This is a genomic window from Alistipes provencensis, assembly GCF_900083545.1.
GTDB classification, from domain to species: domain Bacteria; phylum Bacteroidota; class Bacteroidia; order Bacteroidales; family Rikenellaceae; genus Alistipes; species Alistipes provencensis.
Genome location: NZ_LT559262.1, coordinates 1,088,434 through 1,108,055 on the forward strand (window position 1 = coordinate 1,088,434; position 19,622 = coordinate 1,108,055).

Below are 19,622 nucleotides of genomic sequence, written 5' to 3' on the forward strand. Positions count from 1 at the left end.
AGCCGCGCACCTGCCATCGCCCCGAAAAGCCCTTTCTTAAAGGGCCGGTTTGAGGATGCCGAAGAGCAGACAGGCGATCAGGAACGTCACGACGATATTGAAGGTCTGTGCCGCGAGGAACGACCAGAGGACGTTGCGGTTCTCCTTCGAAACGATGTCCTTGAGGCGTGTGTCGAGGCCGATGCAGACGAACGCCAGCGAGAAGAAGACCGTCGAAAACATCTTCGCCACGCCCGGTTCGAGGAGCTTGCCCTTGGCGCTGAGCGTGAAGAGGTCGTTCGACTGGCAAAGACTGAAAACCAGCGATGCCGCCACGAACCCGAGGATGAATTTGGGGAACTTCTCCCAGACGATACCCAGCGAGGGGGCCTGACCGCCCTTCTCGCCGCGGGTCGAAAGGTAGAGCGCGATGAAGAACGCCACGACGCCGATCAGCACGTTCTGCGCCGCCTTGATGATCACGGCATGCTGGTTGGCGACCTCACCGACGATCATGCTCGACGCGGCGACGCCCGACGTAGTGTCGATCGTACCGCCGATCCACGCCCCGGCGACCTCCTCGGCCACCTCGGGGGAGAACAGGTGCGGAAGGATCAGGTTAGCCAGCCACGGCATGAGGTAGATCATCGGAACGACGACGATCAGCACCAGCGAGACGATGTAGGAGAGTTTCTTATCGTCGCCGCCCACCACGCGTGCGGCGGTGATCGAGGCCGAGACACCGCAGATCGAGACGCCGCTCGAAAGGATCATCGCCGAACGCTGGTCGACCTTCATGCGGCGCGAAAACCAGAAGGCGAAGAACCACACGACAGCCACCACGAGACAGGCCTGCACGAGACCGAAGACGCCCGACTTCATCACGTCGCTGAAGAGGATCGTGGCGCCGAGGCACACCACGCCGATCTTGATGAAGAACTCGCCCTGAATGGCAGGTTTCATCCACGCGGGGACACGCCACACGTTGCGGATCAGGAGGCCGAACAGCACCGAAAAGAAGACCGATTCGAAGCCGTAGTACGACACCGCCGGGATCTTGGCCACGACCTGCGCCAGCAGCGAGACGGCGAAAACGACGACCAGCGACGGCAGCAGCCCCTTGAGGGGGCGCCGCAGCAGCAGGCAGCCGACATAGAGCACCACCAGCACGATGGCGAACAGGTAGGCGATATTGTACCATGCGACCTCGCCCACGAGGGTCGAGGGGACATTGGGCAGATCGGCGGGAATGAGCGCCGCAAGCAGCAGCAGCGGGATGGAGACCCAGACCACCACCCAGTCTTCGACGCGGAGTTTTTCGAAAAAGTTTTTCATAGCGATTCGATTAGAATATTCCGGAAAGCATCAGCGACACGACATTGCGGTTCGAAGCGTCGCGCGACGCATAGTCCTCATAGGTATAGTTAAGCTGGCAGCGGAAGAATTTCACGGGCTGCCACAACAATCCCACCGTATAGTTGGTCTGGCGGGAGGCGCTTTCGGAGACATCTTCGCGGAAAGTGTCGTAGCGCACCACGGGCATCAGCTTCGGCGTCACGCGCCAGCCGCCCACGGCATACCAGCCGTCGCTGTCCAGTTCGCCGCCACCCTGAGGAAGCCCCGTCGTGCCGGAAATCCACTCGGCGCGCAGCACCAGCGGACCGCGGTCGTAGCAGGCGCCCGCACCGTAGCGGACACGTTTGAGGTAGTCGGCACCGTATTCGCCCCAGTAATAGGAACCGGCGATTTGCAGTCCGGCAACGGGACGCAGCGTCAGCCGCGCCACGATATCCTTCGACTTGTTCTTATCCTTTATGTTGAGCCCCTCGCCGTTGAAGACGCCGAAATTATAGCTCAGGATGCTGAACTCCCTGCGTTTGAAGAAGCTGCCGCAGAGCATGGCGCCCATGTCGCGGCCCGTGGCCGAAAGCCCGCAGACGTCGTTGAAGCCCATCAGCCGGCGCAGGGGAAGCGGGTATTCGATGAATTCGTATTTGAGGGGTACATACTCGGTGTTCTCGATCGAAAAGGGAAGCTTGAATTCGCCGAGCTGGAAATTCAGCGCATCGAAAGGCCGGTAGCGGATGTAGGCATCGACGATCTTCGGCGAGACGAACTCGACCTGCACCCGGTAGTCGAGTTTCGGAGCGATGGCGCCCGCGAGGTTCAGGCGCACGCGTTTGATGAAAAAGGACGAGGAGGTCTCCGACCACTCGTAGCCCGTCTGCACATAACCCGAAATCTCGGGCAGGCGGGCGAGAACCTTGTCCCACGTCGAGGTTTTGGCTTTCAGGGCCTCGATTTCGGCCGACAGCTCCGCAACGGAGGGTTCGGCGGCCGGTTCCCGGGCCTGAACCCCGAGGCAAAGCAGGACAAAGAGCAGCGTAACGATCGGTTTCATAAGCAGCTAACTTGAATTCGGGTACAAATGTCGGGATTTCATCGCTGCGGGTCAATACGCCTAAATACCTAAAAAGGGCCGGATTGCTCCGGCCCCTGAATCAAAATAGTCCCGTGCGGCGCTACCGCGGCATGGGAAACGAAAGCGTACGCGCGTCGAGATAGGCGTCGGGGAATGGACTCCAGTTCCACGCCTGTCCGTTCGAAAGGGTGAAATGCTGTCCCAGACGCAGGGTGTTGTTGTCGATGACGGTGATGCGCGAAGGCAGGTTCTCCTTCTGAATCACCACCACCGAGGTCATCGACACCGTGGGTTTGGTCTTCACCGGCACCATCGTCTTATAGTCGGGTTTCCAAGGCGACATGTGCGCCAATGAATCGGGAAGCGCAAAGCCCGACGTGCGGGTCGTATCGCGTTTGAAATCGAATTTCGGCTCCTGAGCGGAGGCGGTCAGCGCAACGGCGAGCGCAACGGCCGCAAACAACATCTTTCTCATAATTTTTCCCTCTGTTTATCTTTATTCATTAACGCTAAAACACTTCCCGTAGTATGCGCACCGACTGCACGGCGCTGATGGCATCGAGGTGATAGCCGAAATAGGCCAGCATTGCTCCGAGAAAGTCCGACCGCCGGTCGCGGTTCAGCCCCACTTCGCCCAGCCGCCGCACGTCGCAGTGCAGCATCGTGTCGAGCAGCTCGGCGCACTCCTGCGTCATCACCCCCGGATGCGCGGGCCGCACGGGGGTATACAGTCCCTCGCGGATGTCGAACCACGCCCCCGGCGTATAATCGTTGCCCGGGCGGTAGCCCAGCAGGCGGCTCAGGTTGGCCAAGAACCAGAGGTGGAAATTCGAAACCCCGTTGTCCATCGCATCCAGCGCCTCGGCCGAACTCCACACGAAATCGAAAAGCGGCTCGTTGGGCTCGCTCTCCCGGACCAAGCGGTACAAAACTTCGGCCATAAAGAGCGCCATCGTCGACTTGCGGACGTCGAACGGCAGGCTTTGCAGCACGAACCCCGCGCGCACCTCCTTGAAGCGGTCCATCTGCTGCCGCGGGGATTCCAGCCCCTCGAACTCGACGGGAAACATCGGCTGGAACAGCGCCAGCTTCGATCCCCGCCCGCTGCGGCTGCGGACCCCCTGTACCATGTAGCTGCGGCGGCCCCCGACGTCGGTCAGCAGATAGGCGACCATCGACGAATCGCCGTATTTGAGCGTGTGCAGCACGATGCCGCGGCCCTTGTAGCTTTTCAAATCACTAAATCAATCTCTTTTATCGAACGCCTTCCGAACCGGACCGCCGTTCTCGCGGCGTTCCGCCGCGTTTACAAATCTGACCCCACCCCAAACCCCTCCCTCGGGAGGGGCTTATCGCATGCGATCGGAATTACTCCCGTTTTTTAGCATGTACAACAACCCAGTTATCACGGGTTTTAACAGCAACAATCTCCATTCCCAGTTTTGCGGCGGCCTCCGTGACCGCCGGGACATCCTGTTCCAGAAATCCGCTCATCACCAGATCGCCGCCCGGAGTCAATGCCGCGGCATAGGCCGGCATGTCGGCCACGAGGATGTTGCGGTTGATGTTGGCCAGAATGAAATCGTAGCTCCGGCCCGCGATGCGGCGCACGTCGCCCAGCATCGGGGTAATCCGTTCGGAAACGCCGTTGGCGGCGACATTCTCGCGGCAGTTTTCATCGGCCCAGTCGTCGATGTCCACGGCGTCGACATGCGCGGCGCCGCACTTCGCGGCCACGATCGCCAGCACGCCCGTGCCGCTGCCCATGTCGAGACCCGTGCGGCCCGCAACCCCGAGATCGAGCACGGCGCGCGACATGAGCCATGTCGTGGCATGGTGCCCCGTGCCGAACGACATCTTGGGCATCACGACCACCTCCATTTCGCCCGCGGGAGCCGCCTCGTGGAACGGCGCGCGGATACGCAGGCGGCCGTCGACGTCGACAGCCGGGAAATTACTCTCCCACAAGGCGTTCCAGTTCTGCGTTTCGATCGAGATATAGCGTCCGCCGACGCCGTAGCGCACCAGCAGGCCGTCGACCTGCTCCTTGCAGTCGGCCAGCCGCTCCTGCGGGATATAGGCTTTCAGCACGCCGTCGCCGGTCTCGAAGCTCTCGAACGGATAATCGGCCAGTTCGGCAGTCAGGATCCCGGCCAGTTCTTCGTCGGCACACGGGACATTGAGCGCGATGTAATCCATAATTATGTAAAATTTTCGTACCTTCGTCGGAACAAAGTTACTCAAATTATCGACATTCAGCGGATCGGAGATGGCAGAAAATACGAAAAAGTGGGAGGAGGTCGGACGCCGCTACCGCACTTATATCAAATTGGAAAAGCGGCTCTCGAAAAACACCGTCGAGTCGTACATGCGTGACCTGAGGCAGTTCGCCCATTTCATCCTGCGCCAGTGGGACGTCGCGCCCCACAAGGTCGAGGAGGCGATGATCGAGCGTTACATGGCGTGGCTCTACGACAAGGGGCGTGAAAAGACGTCGCAGGCGAGGGCGCTGAGCGGCGTGAAGAGCTTTTTCAACTTCCTGATGATCTCGGACAAGATCGAGTCGTCGCCCGCGGAGTTCGTCCTGACGCCCAAATTCGGACGCCAGCTCCCCGACGTGCTCACGACCCCGGAGATCGACCGCATCATCGCCGCCGTGGACACCTCGACGCCCAAGGGGCTGCGCGACTGCGCCATGCTCGAAGTGCTCTACTCGTGCGGACTGCGCGTCTCGGAGCTCACGTCGCTGAGGATGCAGGACCTCTTTTTCGGCGAAGGCTACATCCGCGTGATCGGCAAGGGCGACAAGCAGCGGCTGGTGCCGATCAGCGCAGCGGCGCGCGACCGCATCCAGCTCTACCTCGAAAAGCGGCGGAGCGCCCGGGCCAGCGAGGAGATCGTATTTCTGAACAACCGCGGCGGGCAGCTCACCCGGGTGATGATCTTCACCATCCTCAAAGAGGCCGCCCGGCGGGCCGGGATCACCAAGCGCATCAGTCCCCATACCTTCCGCCACTCGTTCGCCACGCACCTGCTCGAAGGCGGCGCCTCGATCCGCCAAGTGCAGGAGATGCTGGGGCACGAGAGCATCCTGACGACCGAGATATACACCCATCTCGACCGCGAGCACCTGCGGCGCACAATCGAAGAGCATTTGCCGATCTGACAAAGAAATTATAACATGCGGATTTGCGACCGGGACGTCAGTCGCAGCGATTCGTAGTCGAGCCCCGAGATCACGACCAGCACGCCGCCGGGCGTCACCGTCTGCGCGAGCAGTTCGGGCAGCGGCGTCGCCGAATCCCGGCACAGGCGTTCGAAAGCCGTGCGGTAGTCGGCCGGGAAGCCGGGGACCAGCAATCCCGAATAGAACTCCGTGGCGGCGAGGCGGTCGGGTTCGGGACAGCTATCGGACGTGAGCACACGCCCGTCGGACGACAGCGTCAGCAGCGGATTGCGGACGATGCCCCCGGGGGTCCAGAGCAAGTTAGAGGCTATCCGCCGGGTTGGCTGCGCGGAAGAATTCATCGGCGAAGATGCGGATATCGAGTTGCTGTTCGTAGAGCCTTTCGACCGCCGTGCGCGTCGGAGGCGTAAACTCGACCTTCAGGTCGGTGACCGTCACGGAAGGGCGCTGGGGCTTGCCCGTGAAATTCAGGAAGTCGATGCGCAGCCGCCGATGCGACGAATCGGCCGTCAGCCGGCGCGAGAAAGTCTCCTCGCGGTTGCGCCGCAGGGTCGTGGTATAGACTCCCGTGCGGGTGCTGTCCCGGCGTTCGAGCCAGACGGAGCCTTTCAGGCCCTTGTCGTTGCGGTCGAGCGAATCGACGAGGTATTTGAGCGAGAGCTGGTAGTCGCCCGGCTCGACGTCGAGCGAGAAGCTCAACCGGGCCGTGTCGGAGAGCGACCGCACGCGGATCAGCGAGTCGGCGAGCACGGTGCGGGTGAAGGTCCGGCGGGCCACGTTGTCGATCGTGTCGAGCACGGCGACCTCGCGGTTATAGAACTTGCCCTCCCGTTCGAGCATCTCGATGGCCCGTTCGACGATGTCGCCCAAGCGGGCGCTCTTGCGCTTCGAGAAGTTGCCGATGGTGTAGTGTACGTCGTCGGTCGTATAGCCGTAGCTGACGAAGATCGGCTCGTAGATACGCAGGGAGTCGGTCCGGACGTTCTCGTTGTTGATATAGGCGTTGGTGAGAAACGCATCGTGGAAAATCTGCGCCAGCTTGTCATCGGGGATGATCTTGTGGCGGGCGCAGGCGGCAAAGAGCACCACCAAAGCGGCGGAAGCCGTTATGCGGAGAAATCGTTTCATATCATTCGTTGTTTTTTATCATGCTGCGCACCGTGATGCCCGACAGCAGGGCGGCCACGGCGGCGAAAGCGGCAAGGACGGCCAGCAGGTCGGACGGACGGAACTCGACGGGGTAACTCTTCGTGAGAAATGTCTCGGCGGGAATTTCGATCAGCCCGAAATGCTGCTGCACGAGGCTCGCGCCGACGCCGATAACGACGCCGAACAGAGCCCCCAGACCGCATATCAGAAATCCCTCGGAGCGGAACACGGCCCGCACCAGTCCCGTATCGGCCCCCAATGCCCGGAGCGTCACGATGTCGCCGCGTTTCTCGACGATCAGCATGGCCAGCGCACCCACCACCGAGAACGAGGCGATGACGAGCACCAGCAGGGCAATGAAGAAGATGCCCCACTTCTCGTAGGTCATGATGCGGTAGAACGAGGCGCGGAGTTCATCGCGCGTGCGGACCCGGAAGTCATCACCCACGACCTCGGCGACCGCCCGGCGGACCCCGGCGGCATCGGCCCCCGGATCGAGGCGCAAGACCAGCGACGAGGCGCGGCCCGGGTATCCGAAAAGCTCCTGCGCCAGCCGCAGCGAGGAGAGTACATAGGTGCGCTCGGTGTCGAGGTCGAGCGAATAGACCCCGCCCACGGGTTCCGTGCGGCGCGTATAGTTTTCCAGCGGCAGCAGCGTCGAGAACGAGCCCCGGCGCACGGCGTAGAGCGTCACGTCGGCATCGGCCAGCGACCGGATGCCCAGCATCCACGCCATCGACTGTCCGACGACCAACCGTTCCAGGTCGCCCAACCGCACCCGCCACTCCCCGGCCGACACGGCGTCGCCCAGGGCGAACACCTCGGCATAGGCGTCGTCGACGCCCCGCACCGTAGCGGTGGCCTGACGCCCTCCGTGTTCGAGCAGGGCGCTCTGTTCGAGGGTGAACGACAGCGCCCCGACACCCGGAATGCGCCGGAGGGCCGCGGAGTCGATCTCCTCCTGCCCGAAGGTCTGCCCCTGCCGCGGGGTGACGGTCAGGTCGGCATCGAAAGCCGAATACATCGACTTTACGAGCGACTCGAAACCGTTGAAGACCGACAGCAGGATAATCATCGCCGCAACGGGCATCGCCACGGCCGCGACGCTCAGTCCCGCGATCAGGTTGACAACCGACCGGGATTGGGACGAAAAGAGGTAGCGGCGGGCGAAAAGCTGCGGCAGCATAACGGGCAAACGGTTAGGTACGGGACTCCGAAGCCCCCGCCGAGGCGGGGGTTTGGAGGTGGGTCAGGTTTGTAAACGACGCCGCAGGCGGCGCGAACGACCGGCAGAAGCGCATAGCCATCAATCTTCTTTCAACGCCCTGTCTATGTTCTCGATATATTCCAGCGAATCGTCGAGGAAGAACTGGATTTCGGGAACGTTCTTCAACTGGTTGCGCAGCCGCTGCCCCAAGGCACGGCGGATAAACCAGTTCTGGTGTTCGAGGCGCTGCATCACTTCGTCGCTCTGCTCGAAGGGGAAGATGCTGACGTAAATCTTGGCGTAGCTGAAATCGGGCGAGACACGCACGGCCGTAACCGTGACGAGCGCGCCGCGGACGATCTGCGCCCCCTCCTTCTGGAAGATGTCGGCGGCGTCCTTCTGGATCTGTTTGGCGATTTTCTGCTGACGGGTGGTTTCCATAATCTGCTGTTTTTACAACCCATATTTGAAGACCTCGCGGTTCTTCTCCTTCTTGGGTCTTGGTTTCCATGTTTCGAAGCCCTGTTTGTTGAAACGGTAGTTGAGCCCCACGGAGATCGTGAGGTTGTCGAGCGGCGAGCGCAGCGGCGTGGCCCAGAAGGGATTTTCCGACCCGTCGCCGGTGTTGTCGGCGTACTTGTTGCGGTTGCGGACGATGTCCGAATAGCCGAAATAGTAACGCACGCGGAAATTCAGTTCGAAGCGGCGGATCAGGAACGCGATACCGCCGCCACCGGCCAGTCCGTAGCCCCAGCGGTTGTCGCGCGGGAGTTTGAAATCATAGGTTCCCTTCCAGTCGGAAGAGCCGTTGGCCCGGGCCTGCTCGTTCTCGTAGGTGGACGAAAAGTTGTACGAGAAAGTCGCCGCGGCCTCGAGGTAGACGCGCACATGGTTGCGGAACATATAGACGTGGGGCTGCCAGACGATGGGCAGCACCACCGAATTGATATGCCGCGAGTAGTAGAGGTAGTCCTTCTTCTCCTCGACCAGCGAGGCGTTGGGCGCGAACGAGAAGCCCTGCTGCAAAAACTCCAAGTCGACGCCGAAACCGCCCACGAAGCGCTGCATGCCGTAATAGCGCCACGAAAGGCCGCCGCTGTACATGCCCCACATCGCCCGCATCTCCTGCTGGGGCTGGAAGCGGCCGTTGCCCATGCCGTAACCCACTGTGAAGCCGAGCGTATGCTGCGCCGAGGCCCCCTGCCACGCCGTGAGGACGGCAAAGGCGAAGAGCACGTTCCTGATATGTCGTTTCATCGTCATCCTACCTGAAATTATTGAACATGCCGCCCGCAGAGTTGAAATTGCTGTTCTGCTGCTGTTGCTGGCGTTCGCGGTCCTGCTGGTTCTTCTTCGGACCCTCCTTGAGCCGTTTCTCCTCCTCGCGGCGCAGCCGCTGGGCTTCGCGCTCGTCCAGCAGGCGCGAGAGCGACTGCATCGTGACCGGAGCGAAGATGCGGTTCATGTCCATCGTGAACTCGATCTCCCAGTTGGTCTTGGTGGCGAAGGTGTCCTCGCCCTCGTCGTTGGCATAGATTTCGGCCCGCTCGGGCTGGCGCCGTTCGACCAGATTACCCGTGTCCCACTTGCCGTTGCCGTTCTTGTCCTCGATGACGCGGAACTTGATCTCTCCGGCCGGGACATAGTTGAACTGGATGTCGCCCGTCACCACGTCGCGCCGCTCCTGCTTGAGGGCGTTGTTGCCGTCGAGCAACTGGACGATGTATTTCGTGCCGTCGTCGCGTCCGTTGACGCGGATCTTCACCGTGGCGAACTTCTCGGGGTCGAGGACCGTATATTTGCCGACGATCGAGTCGTTCGACAGGCCCGCGACGTCGGTAATCGTCCCCTCGGGGATGGTCAGCGTATATTGTCCGGCCGTCTTCCACGGGGCCCGGATGTACCATTTGCGCAGTTGTCCCGTATCGCGCACCATGCGCACGGGGACGTCCTCGACCGAATTGTCTTCGAGTAGGCGCGTCAGCAGCAGGCGCGACGAATCGATCTTCACCAGCGGGTAATCGAATTCGACGGTGAGGTGGTTTTCGGGGTTGATATCCCCCGAGGTGGGGAGTTTGAAGGCAAAGGGATTCGGCTTTTTGGGTTCGATCCACTCCTCGCCGGCGGCTTCGGCCTTGCGGCGGTCGCGTTCGAGCTTTTCGCGTTCGCGCTCCTGCTCCTTGGTCTCGATCAGCCGCCAAGCGAGTTTCAGCGGCTCGGTGACCTCCTGCAAGCGGTTGACCGTATCGTGCTTGAAATAGGTGATCTCACCCTTGATCGTATCGGGGAGGTCAGCCGAGGGAACATTGAACCACAGGGCGATCGTATCGCGGCCCACGGTCTGGGGGTCGAAGATGACCCGGTCGGCGGGAATGCTGTCGAAGCGCAGGCTGGTGATCTTCGGATGCGCCGAGGCGAAATAGAGCATCGCCTTGTGCTGCTGGGGCCGCTCGGACTCCGAAAGCATCTGCCGGCGGAACGCCTTGTCGGTGAACATCCGGAAATAAAGTTGCGGCTCGGCAGTCACATACTGCCGGATCGAGTCGTACCACATGGCGAAATCGGGCATCTCGGCCGGGTTGTAGGTCTTCTCGAGGAAGCCCACCTGATCGTTGCCGGGCTCGTACATCTGGTTGTCGTTCTTGTCCTGAACGGCATAGACCCGGTAGGGGATCGGCTTGAGGTTCTGGGCGATGAAGATACCGTTGTTCTCGGCGCGGGCGATCGACGCAGGCTTGTACTTAAACACCGTGGAGTCGTATTCGGCGACGTTCTCGACCGAATCGGCCGGGAAGAACCAGATGAAGGTCTTCGACACGGAGTCGGCCTTGTAACTGTCGGCCGTATAGCCCGTGAGGAGCATCGAGTCGATCTCGGGGCCCGTCGAAAAGACGTAACGCATCGAATAGAGGGGGTTGCCCTCGTTGTTATCGCGGATGGCGCTGCCGAAATTGAGCGAATAGGTCGTGTTCGGGGCCAGCGTGTCGCGCAGCTGGATCACAACGCCGCGGCCGCGCAGGGAGACCGTGGGTTTCTTCTTCATCGCCGGCGAGGTGAAGAACTCCTTCTGCTGGTCCTTGAGCTGGACGAACTCGTCGAACTCGATATAGATCTTCTCATGCCCGACGAGGGGCCGGTTGGTCGAATTGTTGTCGGGCGTCATGTTCACGATGACGGGCGGAAGCGAGTCGCGGGGACCGCCGGTAGGGGTCATCATGCTCGCGCAGCGGCTCAGGAAGGCCGACACGAAGAGCAGCGCCACCACAAGGCGCAGCAGGTAAAGGGTATGTCGCGGCGTGTTCATCGGCGGCGTGCTTGTGTTTGCGTATTCGAATCCTTGTCGGGGTCGAGCTCCGGGTTGACGACAATCCAGCCGTTGGGCTCCTCATCATCAATCCACTGCTGAATCCACGGACGGAACAGAACGGGGAAGGTCGGCGAGGCGCCCTCGAGGTCGACCTCCTTTTTCGTATAGGCGTAGAGGCGGTTGACGCGGTCCACGACGACGACCATCAGCGTCGGGGTCGAAACCTGCATCTTGTAGAGGGTCGAGTTGTCCTCCTTGTAAGCCGTGAAGTTGGGGTTGGAGCGCGTGAACGAATCGTCGTCCTTCGACGTGATCTTGCCCGCCACGGCATCGTCGTACGAGGCGATATACCACGCCGTGGTATCGGCTGCGAAAGCGTAGGCCTTCAGGCTCGAAATCTCGCCCGAAGCGCCGCCATCCTCGGTCTGGACCGCGGGCTCGATGAAGCAGTCGAGGTAAGTGGGAGGCGTATAGAATTCGTTGTAATAGCTCCAGTTGCCGTCCTTGTAGGAAAAGCCCTCCTTCCACGGTTTGAAAGGCAGCGCCACATACAGGACCGGGAGGTTTTCGGCCAATTCCTGCTGGGTATAGGCGTAAATCTTATGCTCCGTATCGACGGCCAGAACCATCTGCGTCGAGTTCGACATCGGCATCTGGACCCATCCGGCAGCCCCCTCGCGTTCGTAGGGCTCGGCCGTAGCGAAGGGCTGGAGCTGTTCCGAGGGGTTGTCCTTCAGACTGGCGATACCCTCCAGCGCATCCGCATAGGAAGCGACGGTATAGAAAGTCGTGTCGGCATTGAAAGCATAGGCTTTCACCCCCTCGAGCGCCAGATACGGGTCGCCCGACAAGTCCTGCACCAAGGGCTTGATCACATAGTTCGTCTTGGTCGACACGTCCTTGAAGCACCCCGTCAGGAGCGCCGCGGCAGTCAGGAAGAGTATCGTTCGTTTCACGTTCATCTCCGTATTAATGGGTTGCGCAGGGCATCGAGCATCTCCCCGACAGTGACACCCGTCACGGGATGGGGATGCCGGCGCATGATCTCCGCGAGCGGCTGCAGCGCGAACTCCCGTTCGGCAAGCAGCGGATGGGGAACCGTGAGGCGTTCGTCGTCGATCACCTCGTCGCCGTAGAAGAGGATGTCGATGTCGATCGGACGCGACGAATAGGCGGCACCCGACGAAGCCTTCTCGACCGCCTCGGCAGCCCGGTTGCGGCCCAGTTCACGCTCGATCTGCTGGCAGGCGTCGAGCACTTCGAGCGGCGAGAGATCGGTCGAGACCTCCAGCGCCTGATTCGAAAAACGCTCCGCGGCCGGGAATCCCCACGGCTCGCTCTCGTAGCGGTGCGAACAACGCAGAACAGCCCCCACACGGGAGTTTATCAACTGCTGTGCCGTTTGCAGGGTACGCTTCACATCGCCCTGATTTCCGCCTAAAAGAAGTGCCACACGCGCCATAACTCACAAATGTTTTATCATCTTGCTCACCGAGAGGGCAAAATGGGTGAAAACGATCGTCGGATTGCCGTTCTGCACGATCTGTGCGGAGGCGCTCTCGATCTCGGCGATCAGCGGCTCGATATTCTGCGAGCCGACGAAAGGGGCGAATTTCGAACAGAAGGCCAGCTCCTCGCCCCAGAGGTAGCTGACTTCGCGGATGCCCGCGTGGAGCATGTAGCTCTCGCGCAGAAGCCGAGCAGCATCGCGCAGAAACGCCCGCTGCTGTTCGCGCGAAAGCTGCGCCGCATCCTCGGCCCAAGAGACCAGTTCGAGGTGCTTGTCGTTGTAGCTCAGGCGCATCAGGCCGCAGAAAAGGTCGAAGTTCTCCTTCCGCAGCGCATCGCTTTCGCCAGCGACCAGATGGTTCAGTTCCAGCAGGTTGCCGCCCGCCAGCCGCGCCATGTTGCGGGCCTGCAGGGGATCGGAAACACCCTTTGCGGCCGCGACCCGTTCGAGCACGTCGGGAGCGATGCGCGGCACGGCGACCTCCTGCGTCCGCGAGATGATCGTCGGCAGCAACCGGTCGGGCTGCTCGGAGACCAGAATGAAGAGCGTCCGGTCCCACGGTTCCTCCAATATCTTGAGTATCTTGTTCGCGGCCTCCTCGTTCATCGTCTCCGGAAGCCAGATGAGCATCGTCTTATAGTCGGCCTCGAAACTCTTGAACGAGAGTTTGCGGATGATCTCGTCGGCCTCGCGGGCCGCGATCATGCCCTTGAGCGTCTTGCCCAGATCGAGCCGGTCGTACCAGTCCTGCGGCGAGACATAGCCGCCCCGTTCGGCGAACAGCGTGCGGAACAGGGGCAGGAACTCGTCGCTGCGCATCACCTCGCCCGACTTCTTGCCCTGTTTGTTCACGGGGAAGACCAAGTGCAGGTCGGGGTGCGCCAGCGTCTCGATCTGCTTGCAGTCGGGGCATTCGCCGCACGAGTCGCCGTCGCGGCGGTGGCGGCAGCAGAGGTACTGCACATAAGCCACGGCCAGCGCGAGGGCCCCGGAACCGGCCAGCCCCGTGAAGAGCTGAGCATGGCTCACGCGGCCGGCGTCGACCGACTGCGTCAGGTGCCGTTTCAAATCGTCCTGTCCTATGATATCCGCAAAACGCATTTTACTTTTTCTTTTTCAGGTGCCGGGCCGTTTGCAGGCCGGCAATGGTTAACAGTCCTGCGAAGACCAGTGCGAGGATGACGGTCCGCGTTGTCCCCCGCTCCATCTGGAGGGCGGCGGCCCCGCCGAGGAAGAGCGCGAAACTCACACCCATCACCACAAGTTTTCCGGTCGTCTTTTTCATCTCCGTCTACTTTTCGTCCACCACTTCGGCGCGGATGATTCGCACGTCCTCCAAAGGCCGGTCGGCCGGATCGGTCTCCACGCCCTGAATCGCCTCCACAACCTCCAGCCCTTCGGTCACACGGCCGAAGACGGTATACTGCCCGTCGAGGTGCGGCGTGCCCCCGAGGGTATTGTAAATCCCCCGCAGGGAGTCGGGAATCGGGATCTCCCGTCCCGTCGAAGCGGCGATGCGCACCTCGATCCGGTCGAGCGCCTCGTTGTCGAACGGCTGTCCCCAGACGATGAAGAACTGGCTGCCGGAGGACTTCCGCTCGGGATTCACCGAATCGGGAGTCCGGGCCGCAGCCAGCGCACCGCGGGTATGCGCCAGCGCCGGATAGGTGATCTCGGCGGGAATTTCGTAACCCGAGTCGCTGTTGCCCAGCATTTCACCTGCCGGGGCGCGGCGCGAAGCGGGGTCGCCCGCCTGAACCATGAAACCGGCGATCACCCGGTGGAAAAGCAGCGAGTCGAAGAACCCTTCGCGCGTCAGTTTCAGGAAATTGTCGCGGTGGAGGGGCGTCCGGTCATCGAGTTCGATGCGGATGTCGCCCGCCGTGGTATGCAGCAGGACCTCGGTCCCCTCCTGCTGGCGGGGCTGGCCGCAGGCGGCGATGAGCATTGCGGCCACTGCGGCCGCCGCGATCCGGGGAAACAACGTTTTTTTCTGCATACTCCGTTTTGGTTTTATCTGTGCAGGAATGCGCGCAGCATCGCCCCCACATCGATCCGCTCACGGCGGACGAGGTAGACGGCATACAACGCAAAGAGCACTATATTAAACGCATAGCTTACGAACATATTGCCCGTACAGGACGATACGGCCTCACAAGCGGCGAAAATGACGAGCGCCGCGGCGACATACTCGCCGATGCGGCGCCAGTCGTAGGGCGTCGGGTAGTAGCGGCGGTTGAGCCACCAACTGACGGCGACCATCACCGATTCGCTCGCCAGACGCGCCCAAGCGGCCCCGTAATAGCCCCACAGCGGGATGAGCCACACGCCGCAGGCGAACATCGCGACGAGTCCCGAACCCGTGACCACGATGGCCAGCGAGGTTCGCTCCTCCCGCTTGTACCAGAACGAGAGGTTGAGCCACACGCCCGTGAGGACATTCGCTCCCAGCACCACCGGCAGGATGAAGATGCCCTCGCGGAAATCCCGACCCACGATCAGCGCGAACACGTCGCGGAAGAGTGCGATGCCGAGGAAGATCATCATCGAGGCCATGACGTAGTATTTCAGCGCCGCGGCGTTCATCTGCACGAAATCCGATTTCTTGAAGTTCGAGAGGAAGAACGGTTCGGCGGCGAGGCGGTACATCTGGTAGAAAAGCATCATCACCACGGCGATCTTGGTGATGGCTCCGTAGACGCCCAACTGCGCCATAGCCCCCTCGGGAACGAGGTATTTGATCAGTTGGCGGTCGATGAACTCGTTGGCCGTGCCAGCCAGTCCGCCCACCAGCAGCGGCAGCGAATAGGCGAAAACGGCGGCGAGCAGCGCCCAGTTGATCTTCGGGACCGTGCGGTCGACGGTGGTCAGGATCAGCAGCCACGTCGCGGCACTGGCAGCGAGGTTGGCAACGAAGACCCAGCCCACGCCGAACTCCGTGGCGAAAAGCCCTGCGACACCGAACCCGAAGGCCAGAACCACATTCAGGACCACATTGAAAGCCTTCAGCCCCACGAAAGTCATGGCCCGGCCCTGTTCGCGCAGGCGCGAGAAGGGGATGCAGGCCCAAACGTCGAAGAGGATGACCAGACCGACCCAGACGACATACTCCGGATGCGAGACATACGCCTCACCCATGGCGTGGGCGATGCCGCTGCGGAAAAAGGCCGCCGCAAGAAAGAATACCGCGGCGGCAAGCGACGTGACGCCCCATGTGGTGGCGAAAAGCCTGCGTTTGGCGGCCTTTACGTCTCCGCCCGCCTCTTCAGCCTTGGCCGAGAACCGGAAGTAACTCGACTCCATGCCCATTGTCAGCAGCGTGAGGGCCAGCGGAATAAGGGCGTAGATGTCGGTGACGATGCCATAGGTCTCCTGACCGAAAACCCGCGTGTAGTAAGGCGTGAGCAGGTAGCTCAGGAACCTCACCACGATGGTGCTGATACCGTAGACGGCAGTTTGTTTGGCCAGTTTTTCGAGCATGACGGGAGTTTATAGCTTGCAAATATACGAAATTTACCGGGAAAAGTCTTCTTTCAAAGAAAGAAGGGAAAAAAGAGGGCTGTACTTTTGATGCCAAAAGTACCAAAAGCACGGGCTTAAGAAGCCCGATTTAGAGGCGAAAACCGGCCGACTCGCCAACCACCCGGTTCTGCGCTCCCAACCCAAGTTTTTGATTTAAGAGGAGCAGGTTTGCGCTTAAACGAAGCGGGGCACGGATGGGTAGTATCGAAATACGTCCCATTCGCGCCCCGCAAGAGCAAGTGCAAAGATGCCCTATAAAATCGAAAACATCAGAGCCACTTCTTATACTTGAAGTACCAGATAGTCAGCGCCGAACAGAAGATCATCATCCCGATGGCGAAGATGTAGCCCACGGGGATGTTCCAGCCGTTGCCGAGCGTCAGCGTCCAGTCCAACTCGGGCATGAATTTGAAGTTCATGCCGTAGATCGAGGCGATGAGCGTCGCGGGCATGAAGATCACGGCAGCCACGGAGAAGATCTTGACGATCTCGTTCTGCTCGATGTTGATAAGACCCAGCGCCGCATCCTGAATATAGTCCAGTCGCTGGAAACTGAAATCGGCGTGGTTGATCAGCGAGTTGACGTCCTTGATCATCAGTTGCAGGCGCGGGTAGATATCGTTGGGGAAGCGTTCGGAACGCAGGATGCCCGACAGCACGCGCTGGCGGTCGAAGATGTTCTCGCGCAGCGACATCGTAGACTCCTGCAGAGCGCTGATGCGGTGCAGCACCTCCTTGTCGATCGAATCCTCGGAGTTGATGTCCTTCGACAGCGCCGCGACCTGCTTGGCGATCAGCTCCACGAGGTCGGCATCGAAGTCGATGCGCACCTCCAGCAGCGAAATGAAGAGGTGATAACCCGTCGAATAGCTGCGGTAGTTCATCTGGAGCCGCTTCTCCGTCTCGCGGAAGGTCCGGAACTCGGCGTTGCGCACCGAGACCAGCACACCCTCGTTCGAGATGATGAACGACACCGGCTCGACGAGGAACGAATCGCCCGTGGGAACGAAAAAGTTCGAGTTGGAGATGATGGAGTTCTCGTTCTCGGAGTATTTCGACGTCGACTCGATCTCCTCGACCTGCTGTTTGGTCTGGAGGCTGATCTCCATGAAGTTCTCGACGGCTTTCTGCTCCTTGATCGTGGGCAGCAACATGTCGATCCACAGGATGTCGTCGTAGCCCAGCTCATCGAAGAGCTTGGTGTCGGCATTACGGATGATCTTGTTGTATTGCTTGAGGTAAATTGTAATCATAAGACGCTCTCTTAAAGTTCGTGAATCCGTTTACATGCAGAGAGGCGGATATCCGGTCCGCTAAGCTCTTCAGCCGGGATTGGCCCGCGGTGCTACCTTGAGGCCCGAGTCCCAGAACTGTTTAAGCGCTTTGTCTTTCTGATTGTCGAAGATGTAGTCGAAATGCGAGAGCCCCTCGTAGGCCTGCCCGGGGTCGGCGGCGAAGGCCGATTCGAGAATAGCCTCGTAACTGTGTTCGAGGCCGAAGGTCAGCGCATGCTGCAGGGCCTCGACCGTCTCGGGCTCCACATCGCCGTGCGCCACCCAGACGGCAAACGCGAAGGGGAGTTTCCCGAAGGGTTTCCACGCCCCGACCAGCGGGTCGTCGTCCGCAAGCAGCGCCGCCTTGGCGGCAGGGACGCCGCCGACGCAGTACTCGGTGACGATGCGCGCATCCTTCAGCGAGGGCACGGCGGCGGCAGGCATCAGGGCGATGTCGGCACGGCGTTCGGAAAAAGTGCGGATTACGTCTTCGGGATCGGACAACAGCAATTCGGCGCGGAGATTACCTTCGCGCTGGATACCATAGATGAATGGGGTCGTGCTGAGGCACGACACGACGGCTATACATGGAACTATGACCATCATCCATAAGGTGTAAAACTGTTGGTTTGCGGAACAAAGATAGCACTTATTCCGGAAAAACGGGAATAATCCAAAAGATTTCTTTCCCCGAACGATTCCGCCCCGGGAACGCAGGGGTTTCCGGGGGCGGGTAAGGCGGGGATGGAAAAGGTTATTTCTTTTTAACGGGAGTCAGTCGGTAGAGCACCACGTCCTCGGCCGGAACGACCACCTCGCGGACACGGTTCGTGCGGAACGGCTTGCCGCCGAACCAGAGGTCGCGCCCCTCGTAGACGATCTTGTCGAAATCGGTCGAACGCTGCGAAACCTCGACATCGGTGAAGCAGAAGCGCTGCCAGTCGATCATGTAGCGGCGCGGCTCGAGCGTCCGGTTGAGCAGGCAGAAAGCCCAGTCACCGCCGGCGAGCGGCTTGAACCACACCTCCAGACCGTTGTCGGTCTCATAGCGAAGGCCCTGCACGCCCAGCGAATCCTGATCGATGGCGATCACCTCCCGGTCGAGCAGGATGGCAGCCGTCTCGTCCGACATCGTGCGGACATCGTTGCCCAGAATGAGCGGTGCGGACATCATGCACCACATCGTGAAATGCGCACGGTCCTGATTGACCGGCATGCCGTTGCCCACCTCGAGCATGTCGGGGTCGTTCCAGTGGCCCGGTCCGGCAAAACGGCGCAGGCCGGCGTTGGAGTCGAGGTTCTCGAGAACGGTACGGGGCCGCCAGTCGACCTTGAAATCGGCCGGATCGGAAAAGGCGAGGCCGATGTCGCCGGTCGTCCGCCACAGGTGGCCGACCTCCTGCGCCCACTCCCAAGGCTTGTTGGAACCCCATTCGCAGATCGAGAAGAGGATCGGGCGGCCCGCGGCGCGGAGTGCGTCACGCATGAGCGTATAGGCCCCGACCGGGTTGATGTTCTCGCTGTTGCACCAGTCGTATTTCAGGTAGTCGATCCCCCAGCGGGCATATTGGAGCGCATCCTGATACTCGTGGCCGAGGCTGCCGAAACGCAGGGCGCAGGTCTTGCACCCGGCATCGGAGTAGATGCCCAGTTTCAGCCCTTTGGCATGCATGTAATCGGCAAGCGCCTTCATGCCGCTCGGGAAACGCTCGGGATCGCACTGCGGAAATCCGTCGGCATCGCGCTCGGCGGCGTGCCAGCAGTCATCGATATTGAGATAAACGTACCCGGCATCGGCAAGGCCCGAAGAGACCAGCGCGTCGGCGATCTCCCGGATCATCTTTTCATCGACGTTGCAGGCGAATTTGTTCCACGAACTCCAGCCCATCGGCGGAGTATCGGCAAGACCCTCCCACTTTTGGGCGTGGGAAACCGCCGCACAGCAAAGGGCGGCACAAAGCAGGAAGATACGTTTCATCGTTATTTTCGGTTTAGGTTAATAAACAAATTTAGTTTAGGCTGGTTTTCAGATAAAATTCCTTACAAATATAGCCGTTTTTCCGGG

General features: G+C 60.8%; 21 protein-coding genes. 1 reads left to right on the forward strand and 20 read right to left on the reverse strand.

All coding sequences use genetic code 11. The features are described from left to right. Positions 1–36: 36 nt before the first annotated feature. From BN5935_RS04330 to prmA, 5 genes are all read right to left on the reverse strand, one after another. A complete protein-coding gene (locus BN5935_RS04330; RefSeq protein WP_064975025.1) occupies positions 37–1,314 on the reverse strand; it encodes a YeiH family protein in 1,278 nt (425 codons plus the stop codon). Between the two features lie 10 nt (positions 1,315–1,324). Beyond that, positions 1,325–2,380, reverse strand: a complete 1,056-nt coding sequence (locus BN5935_RS04335) for a porin (RefSeq protein WP_064975026.1) — start codon at positions 2,378–2,380, stop codon at positions 1,325–1,327. Between the two features lie 121 nt (positions 2,381–2,501). Then, positions 2,502–2,876 (reverse strand): hypothetical protein, encoded by a 375-nt coding sequence (locus tag BN5935_RS04340; protein ID WP_235821006.1) that lies wholly within the window; start codon positions 2,874–2,876, stop codon positions 2,502–2,504. A 34-nt stretch (positions 2,877–2,910) separates the two neighbouring features. Continuing rightward, a complete protein-coding gene (recO, locus tag BN5935_RS04345) occupies positions 2,911–3,636 on the reverse strand; it encodes a DNA repair protein RecO (RefSeq protein WP_064975028.1) in 726 nt (241 codons plus the stop codon). A gap of 133 nt (positions 3,637–3,769) precedes the next feature. Continuing rightward, on the reverse strand, positions 3,770–4,600 hold the full coding sequence (prmA, locus tag BN5935_RS04350; RefSeq protein WP_064975029.1) for a 50S ribosomal protein L11 methyltransferase: 831 nt from the start codon (positions 4,598–4,600) through the stop codon (positions 3,770–3,772). A gap of 70 nt (positions 4,601–4,670) precedes the next feature. Between prmA and xerD the strand changes: the two genes are divergently transcribed. Next, on the forward strand, positions 4,671–5,567 hold the full coding sequence (gene xerD, locus BN5935_RS04355) for a site-specific tyrosine recombinase XerD (protein ID WP_064975030.1): 897 nt from the start codon (positions 4,671–4,673) through the stop codon (positions 5,565–5,567). 8 nt (positions 5,568–5,575) lie between these two features. Here xerD and BN5935_RS04360 read toward each other — a convergent pair whose 3' ends face one another. From BN5935_RS04360 to BN5935_RS04430, 15 genes are all read right to left on the reverse strand, one after another. Next, positions 5,576–5,887 (reverse strand): cytosine deaminase, encoded by a 312-nt coding sequence (locus BN5935_RS04360; protein ID WP_235821007.1) that lies wholly within the window; start codon positions 5,885–5,887, stop codon positions 5,576–5,578. A gap of 1 nt (position 5,888) precedes the next feature. Further along, entirely contained in the window at positions 5,889–6,716 is an 828-nt protein-coding gene (locus BN5935_RS04365; protein WP_064975032.1) for a DUF4296 domain-containing protein, read from the reverse strand. Between the two features lies 1 nt (position 6,717). After that, the gene (locus tag BN5935_RS04370) at positions 6,718–7,923 is read right to left on the reverse strand and encodes an FtsX-like permease family protein (protein ID WP_064975033.1); all 1,206 of its coding nucleotides are present in this window, start codon (positions 7,921–7,923) and stop codon (positions 6,718–6,720) included. 120 nt (positions 7,924–8,043) lie between these two features. Continuing rightward, entirely contained in the window at positions 8,044–8,385 is a 342-nt protein-coding gene (gene rbfA / locus BN5935_RS04375) for a 30S ribosome-binding factor RbfA (RefSeq protein ID WP_010261662.1), read from the reverse strand. Between the two features lie 12 nt (positions 8,386–8,397). Next, positions 8,398–9,207, reverse strand: coding sequence for an outer membrane beta-barrel protein (locus BN5935_RS04380; RefSeq protein ID WP_064975034.1), 810 nt, complete (start codon positions 9,205–9,207; stop codon positions 8,398–8,400). Between the two features lies 1 nt (position 9,208). Then, a complete protein-coding gene (locus tag BN5935_RS04385) occupies positions 9,209–11,248 on the reverse strand; it encodes an Ig-like domain-containing domain (RefSeq protein WP_064975035.1) in 2,040 nt (679 codons plus the stop codon). Further along, positions 11,245–12,213, reverse strand: coding sequence for a hypothetical protein (locus BN5935_RS04390; RefSeq protein ID WP_064975036.1), 969 nt, complete (start codon positions 12,211–12,213; stop codon positions 11,245–11,247). The genes BN5935_RS04385 and BN5935_RS04390 overlap by 4 nt, the downstream gene beginning before the upstream one ends. Further along, a complete protein-coding gene (gene folK, locus BN5935_RS04395; RefSeq protein WP_064975037.1) occupies positions 12,210–12,713 on the reverse strand; it encodes a 2-amino-4-hydroxy-6-hydroxymethyldihydropteridine diphosphokinase in 504 nt (167 codons plus the stop codon). The genes BN5935_RS04390 and folK overlap by 4 nt, the downstream gene beginning before the upstream one ends. A gap of 3 nt (positions 12,714–12,716) precedes the next feature. Continuing rightward, a complete protein-coding gene (locus tag BN5935_RS04400; protein ID WP_064975038.1) occupies positions 12,717–13,862 on the reverse strand; it encodes a DNA polymerase III subunit in 1,146 nt (381 codons plus the stop codon). A gap of 1 nt (position 13,863) precedes the next feature. Further along, positions 13,864–14,046, reverse strand: a complete 183-nt coding sequence (locus tag BN5935_RS04405; RefSeq protein ID WP_064975039.1) for a hypothetical protein — start codon at positions 14,044–14,046, stop codon at positions 13,864–13,866. A gap of 6 nt (positions 14,047–14,052) precedes the next feature. Further along, complete coding sequence (locus tag BN5935_RS04410; RefSeq protein WP_064975040.1) at positions 14,053–14,760, reverse strand: peptidylprolyl isomerase; 708 nt, start codon at positions 14,758–14,760, stop codon at positions 14,053–14,055. A gap of 14 nt (positions 14,761–14,774) precedes the next feature. Further along, positions 14,775–16,241, reverse strand: a complete 1,467-nt coding sequence (locus tag BN5935_RS04415; protein ID WP_064975041.1) for a lipopolysaccharide biosynthesis protein — start codon at positions 16,239–16,241, stop codon at positions 14,775–14,777. 311 nt (positions 16,242–16,552) lie between these two features. Next, a complete protein-coding gene (locus tag BN5935_RS04420; RefSeq protein ID WP_064975042.1) occupies positions 16,553–17,536 on the reverse strand; it encodes a magnesium transporter CorA family protein in 984 nt (327 codons plus the stop codon). Between the two features lie 69 nt (positions 17,537–17,605). After that, entirely contained in the window at positions 17,606–18,160 is a 555-nt protein-coding gene (locus BN5935_RS04425; RefSeq protein WP_235821008.1) for an MqnA/MqnD/SBP family protein, read from the reverse strand. 151 nt (positions 18,161–18,311) lie between these two features. Beyond that, positions 18,312–19,535 carry a glycoside hydrolase family 27 protein gene (locus tag BN5935_RS04430; protein WP_064975044.1) on the reverse strand — a complete coding sequence of 408 codons (1,224 nt, stop codon included), beginning with the start codon at positions 19,533–19,535 and terminating at the stop codon, positions 18,312–18,314. Between the last annotated feature and the right edge of the window lie 87 nt (positions 19,536–19,622).

Excerpts from the sequence above, each read along its gene's own strand:
- xerD (WP_064975030.1), top strand. The coding sequence starts at position 4,671 with ATGGCAGAAAATACGAAAAAGTGGGAGGAGGTCGGACGCCGCTACCGC.
- BN5935_RS04390 (WP_064975036.1), bottom strand. The coding sequence starts at position 12,213 with ATGAACGTGAAACGAACGATACTCTTCCTGACTGCCGCGGCGCTCCTG.
- rbfA (WP_010261662.1), bottom strand. The coding sequence starts at position 8,385 with ATGGAAACCACCCGTCAGCAGAAAATCGCCAAACAGATCCAGAAGGAC.
- BN5935_RS04430 (WP_064975044.1), bottom strand. The coding sequence starts at position 19,535 with ATGAAACGTATCTTCCTGCTTTGTGCCGCCCTTTGCTGTGCGGCGGTT.
- BN5935_RS04425 (WP_235821008.1), bottom strand. The coding sequence starts at position 18,160 with ATGGTCATAGTTCCATGTATAGCCGTCGTGTCGTGCCTCAGCACGACC.
- BN5935_RS04385 (WP_064975035.1), bottom strand. The coding sequence starts at position 11,248 with ATGAACACGCCGCGACATACCCTTTACCTGCTGCGCCTTGTGGTGGCG.
- folK (WP_064975037.1), bottom strand. The coding sequence starts at position 12,713 with ATGGCGCGTGTGGCACTTCTTTTAGGCGGAAATCAGGGCGATGTGAAG.
- BN5935_RS04420 (WP_064975042.1), bottom strand. The coding sequence starts at position 17,536 with ATGATTACAATTTACCTCAAGCAATACAACAAGATCATCCGTAATGCC.
- BN5935_RS04330 (WP_064975025.1), bottom strand. The coding sequence starts at position 1,314 with ATGAAAAACTTTTTCGAAAAACTCCGCGTCGAAGACTGGGTGGTGGTC.
- BN5935_RS04380 (WP_064975034.1), bottom strand. The coding sequence starts at position 9,207 with ATGACGATGAAACGACATATCAGGAACGTGCTCTTCGCCTTTGCCGTC.
- BN5935_RS04400 (WP_064975038.1), bottom strand. The coding sequence starts at position 13,862 with ATGCGTTTTGCGGATATCATAGGACAGGACGATTTGAAACGGCACCTG.
- BN5935_RS04340 (WP_235821006.1), bottom strand. The coding sequence starts at position 2,876 with ATGAGAAAGATGTTGTTTGCGGCCGTTGCGCTCGCCGTTGCGCTGACC.
- prmA (WP_064975029.1), bottom strand. The coding sequence starts at position 4,600 with ATGGATTACATCGCGCTCAATGTCCCGTGTGCCGACGAAGAACTGGCC.
- BN5935_RS04365 (WP_064975032.1), bottom strand. The coding sequence starts at position 6,716 with ATGAAACGATTTCTCCGCATAACGGCTTCCGCCGCTTTGGTGGTGCTC.
- BN5935_RS04405 (WP_064975039.1), bottom strand. The coding sequence starts at position 14,046 with ATGAAAAAGACGACCGGAAAACTTGTGGTGATGGGTGTGAGTTTCGCG.
- BN5935_RS04410 (WP_064975040.1), bottom strand. The coding sequence starts at position 14,760 with ATGCAGAAAAAAACGTTGTTTCCCCGGATCGCGGCGGCCGCAGTGGCC.
- BN5935_RS04335 (WP_064975026.1), bottom strand. The coding sequence starts at position 2,380 with ATGAAACCGATCGTTACGCTGCTCTTTGTCCTGCTTTGCCTCGGGGTT.
- BN5935_RS04415 (WP_064975041.1), bottom strand. The coding sequence starts at position 16,241 with ATGCTCGAAAAACTGGCCAAACAAACTGCCGTCTACGGTATCAGCACC.
- BN5935_RS04370 (WP_064975033.1), bottom strand. The coding sequence starts at position 7,923 with ATGCTGCCGCAGCTTTTCGCCCGCCGCTACCTCTTTTCGTCCCAATCC.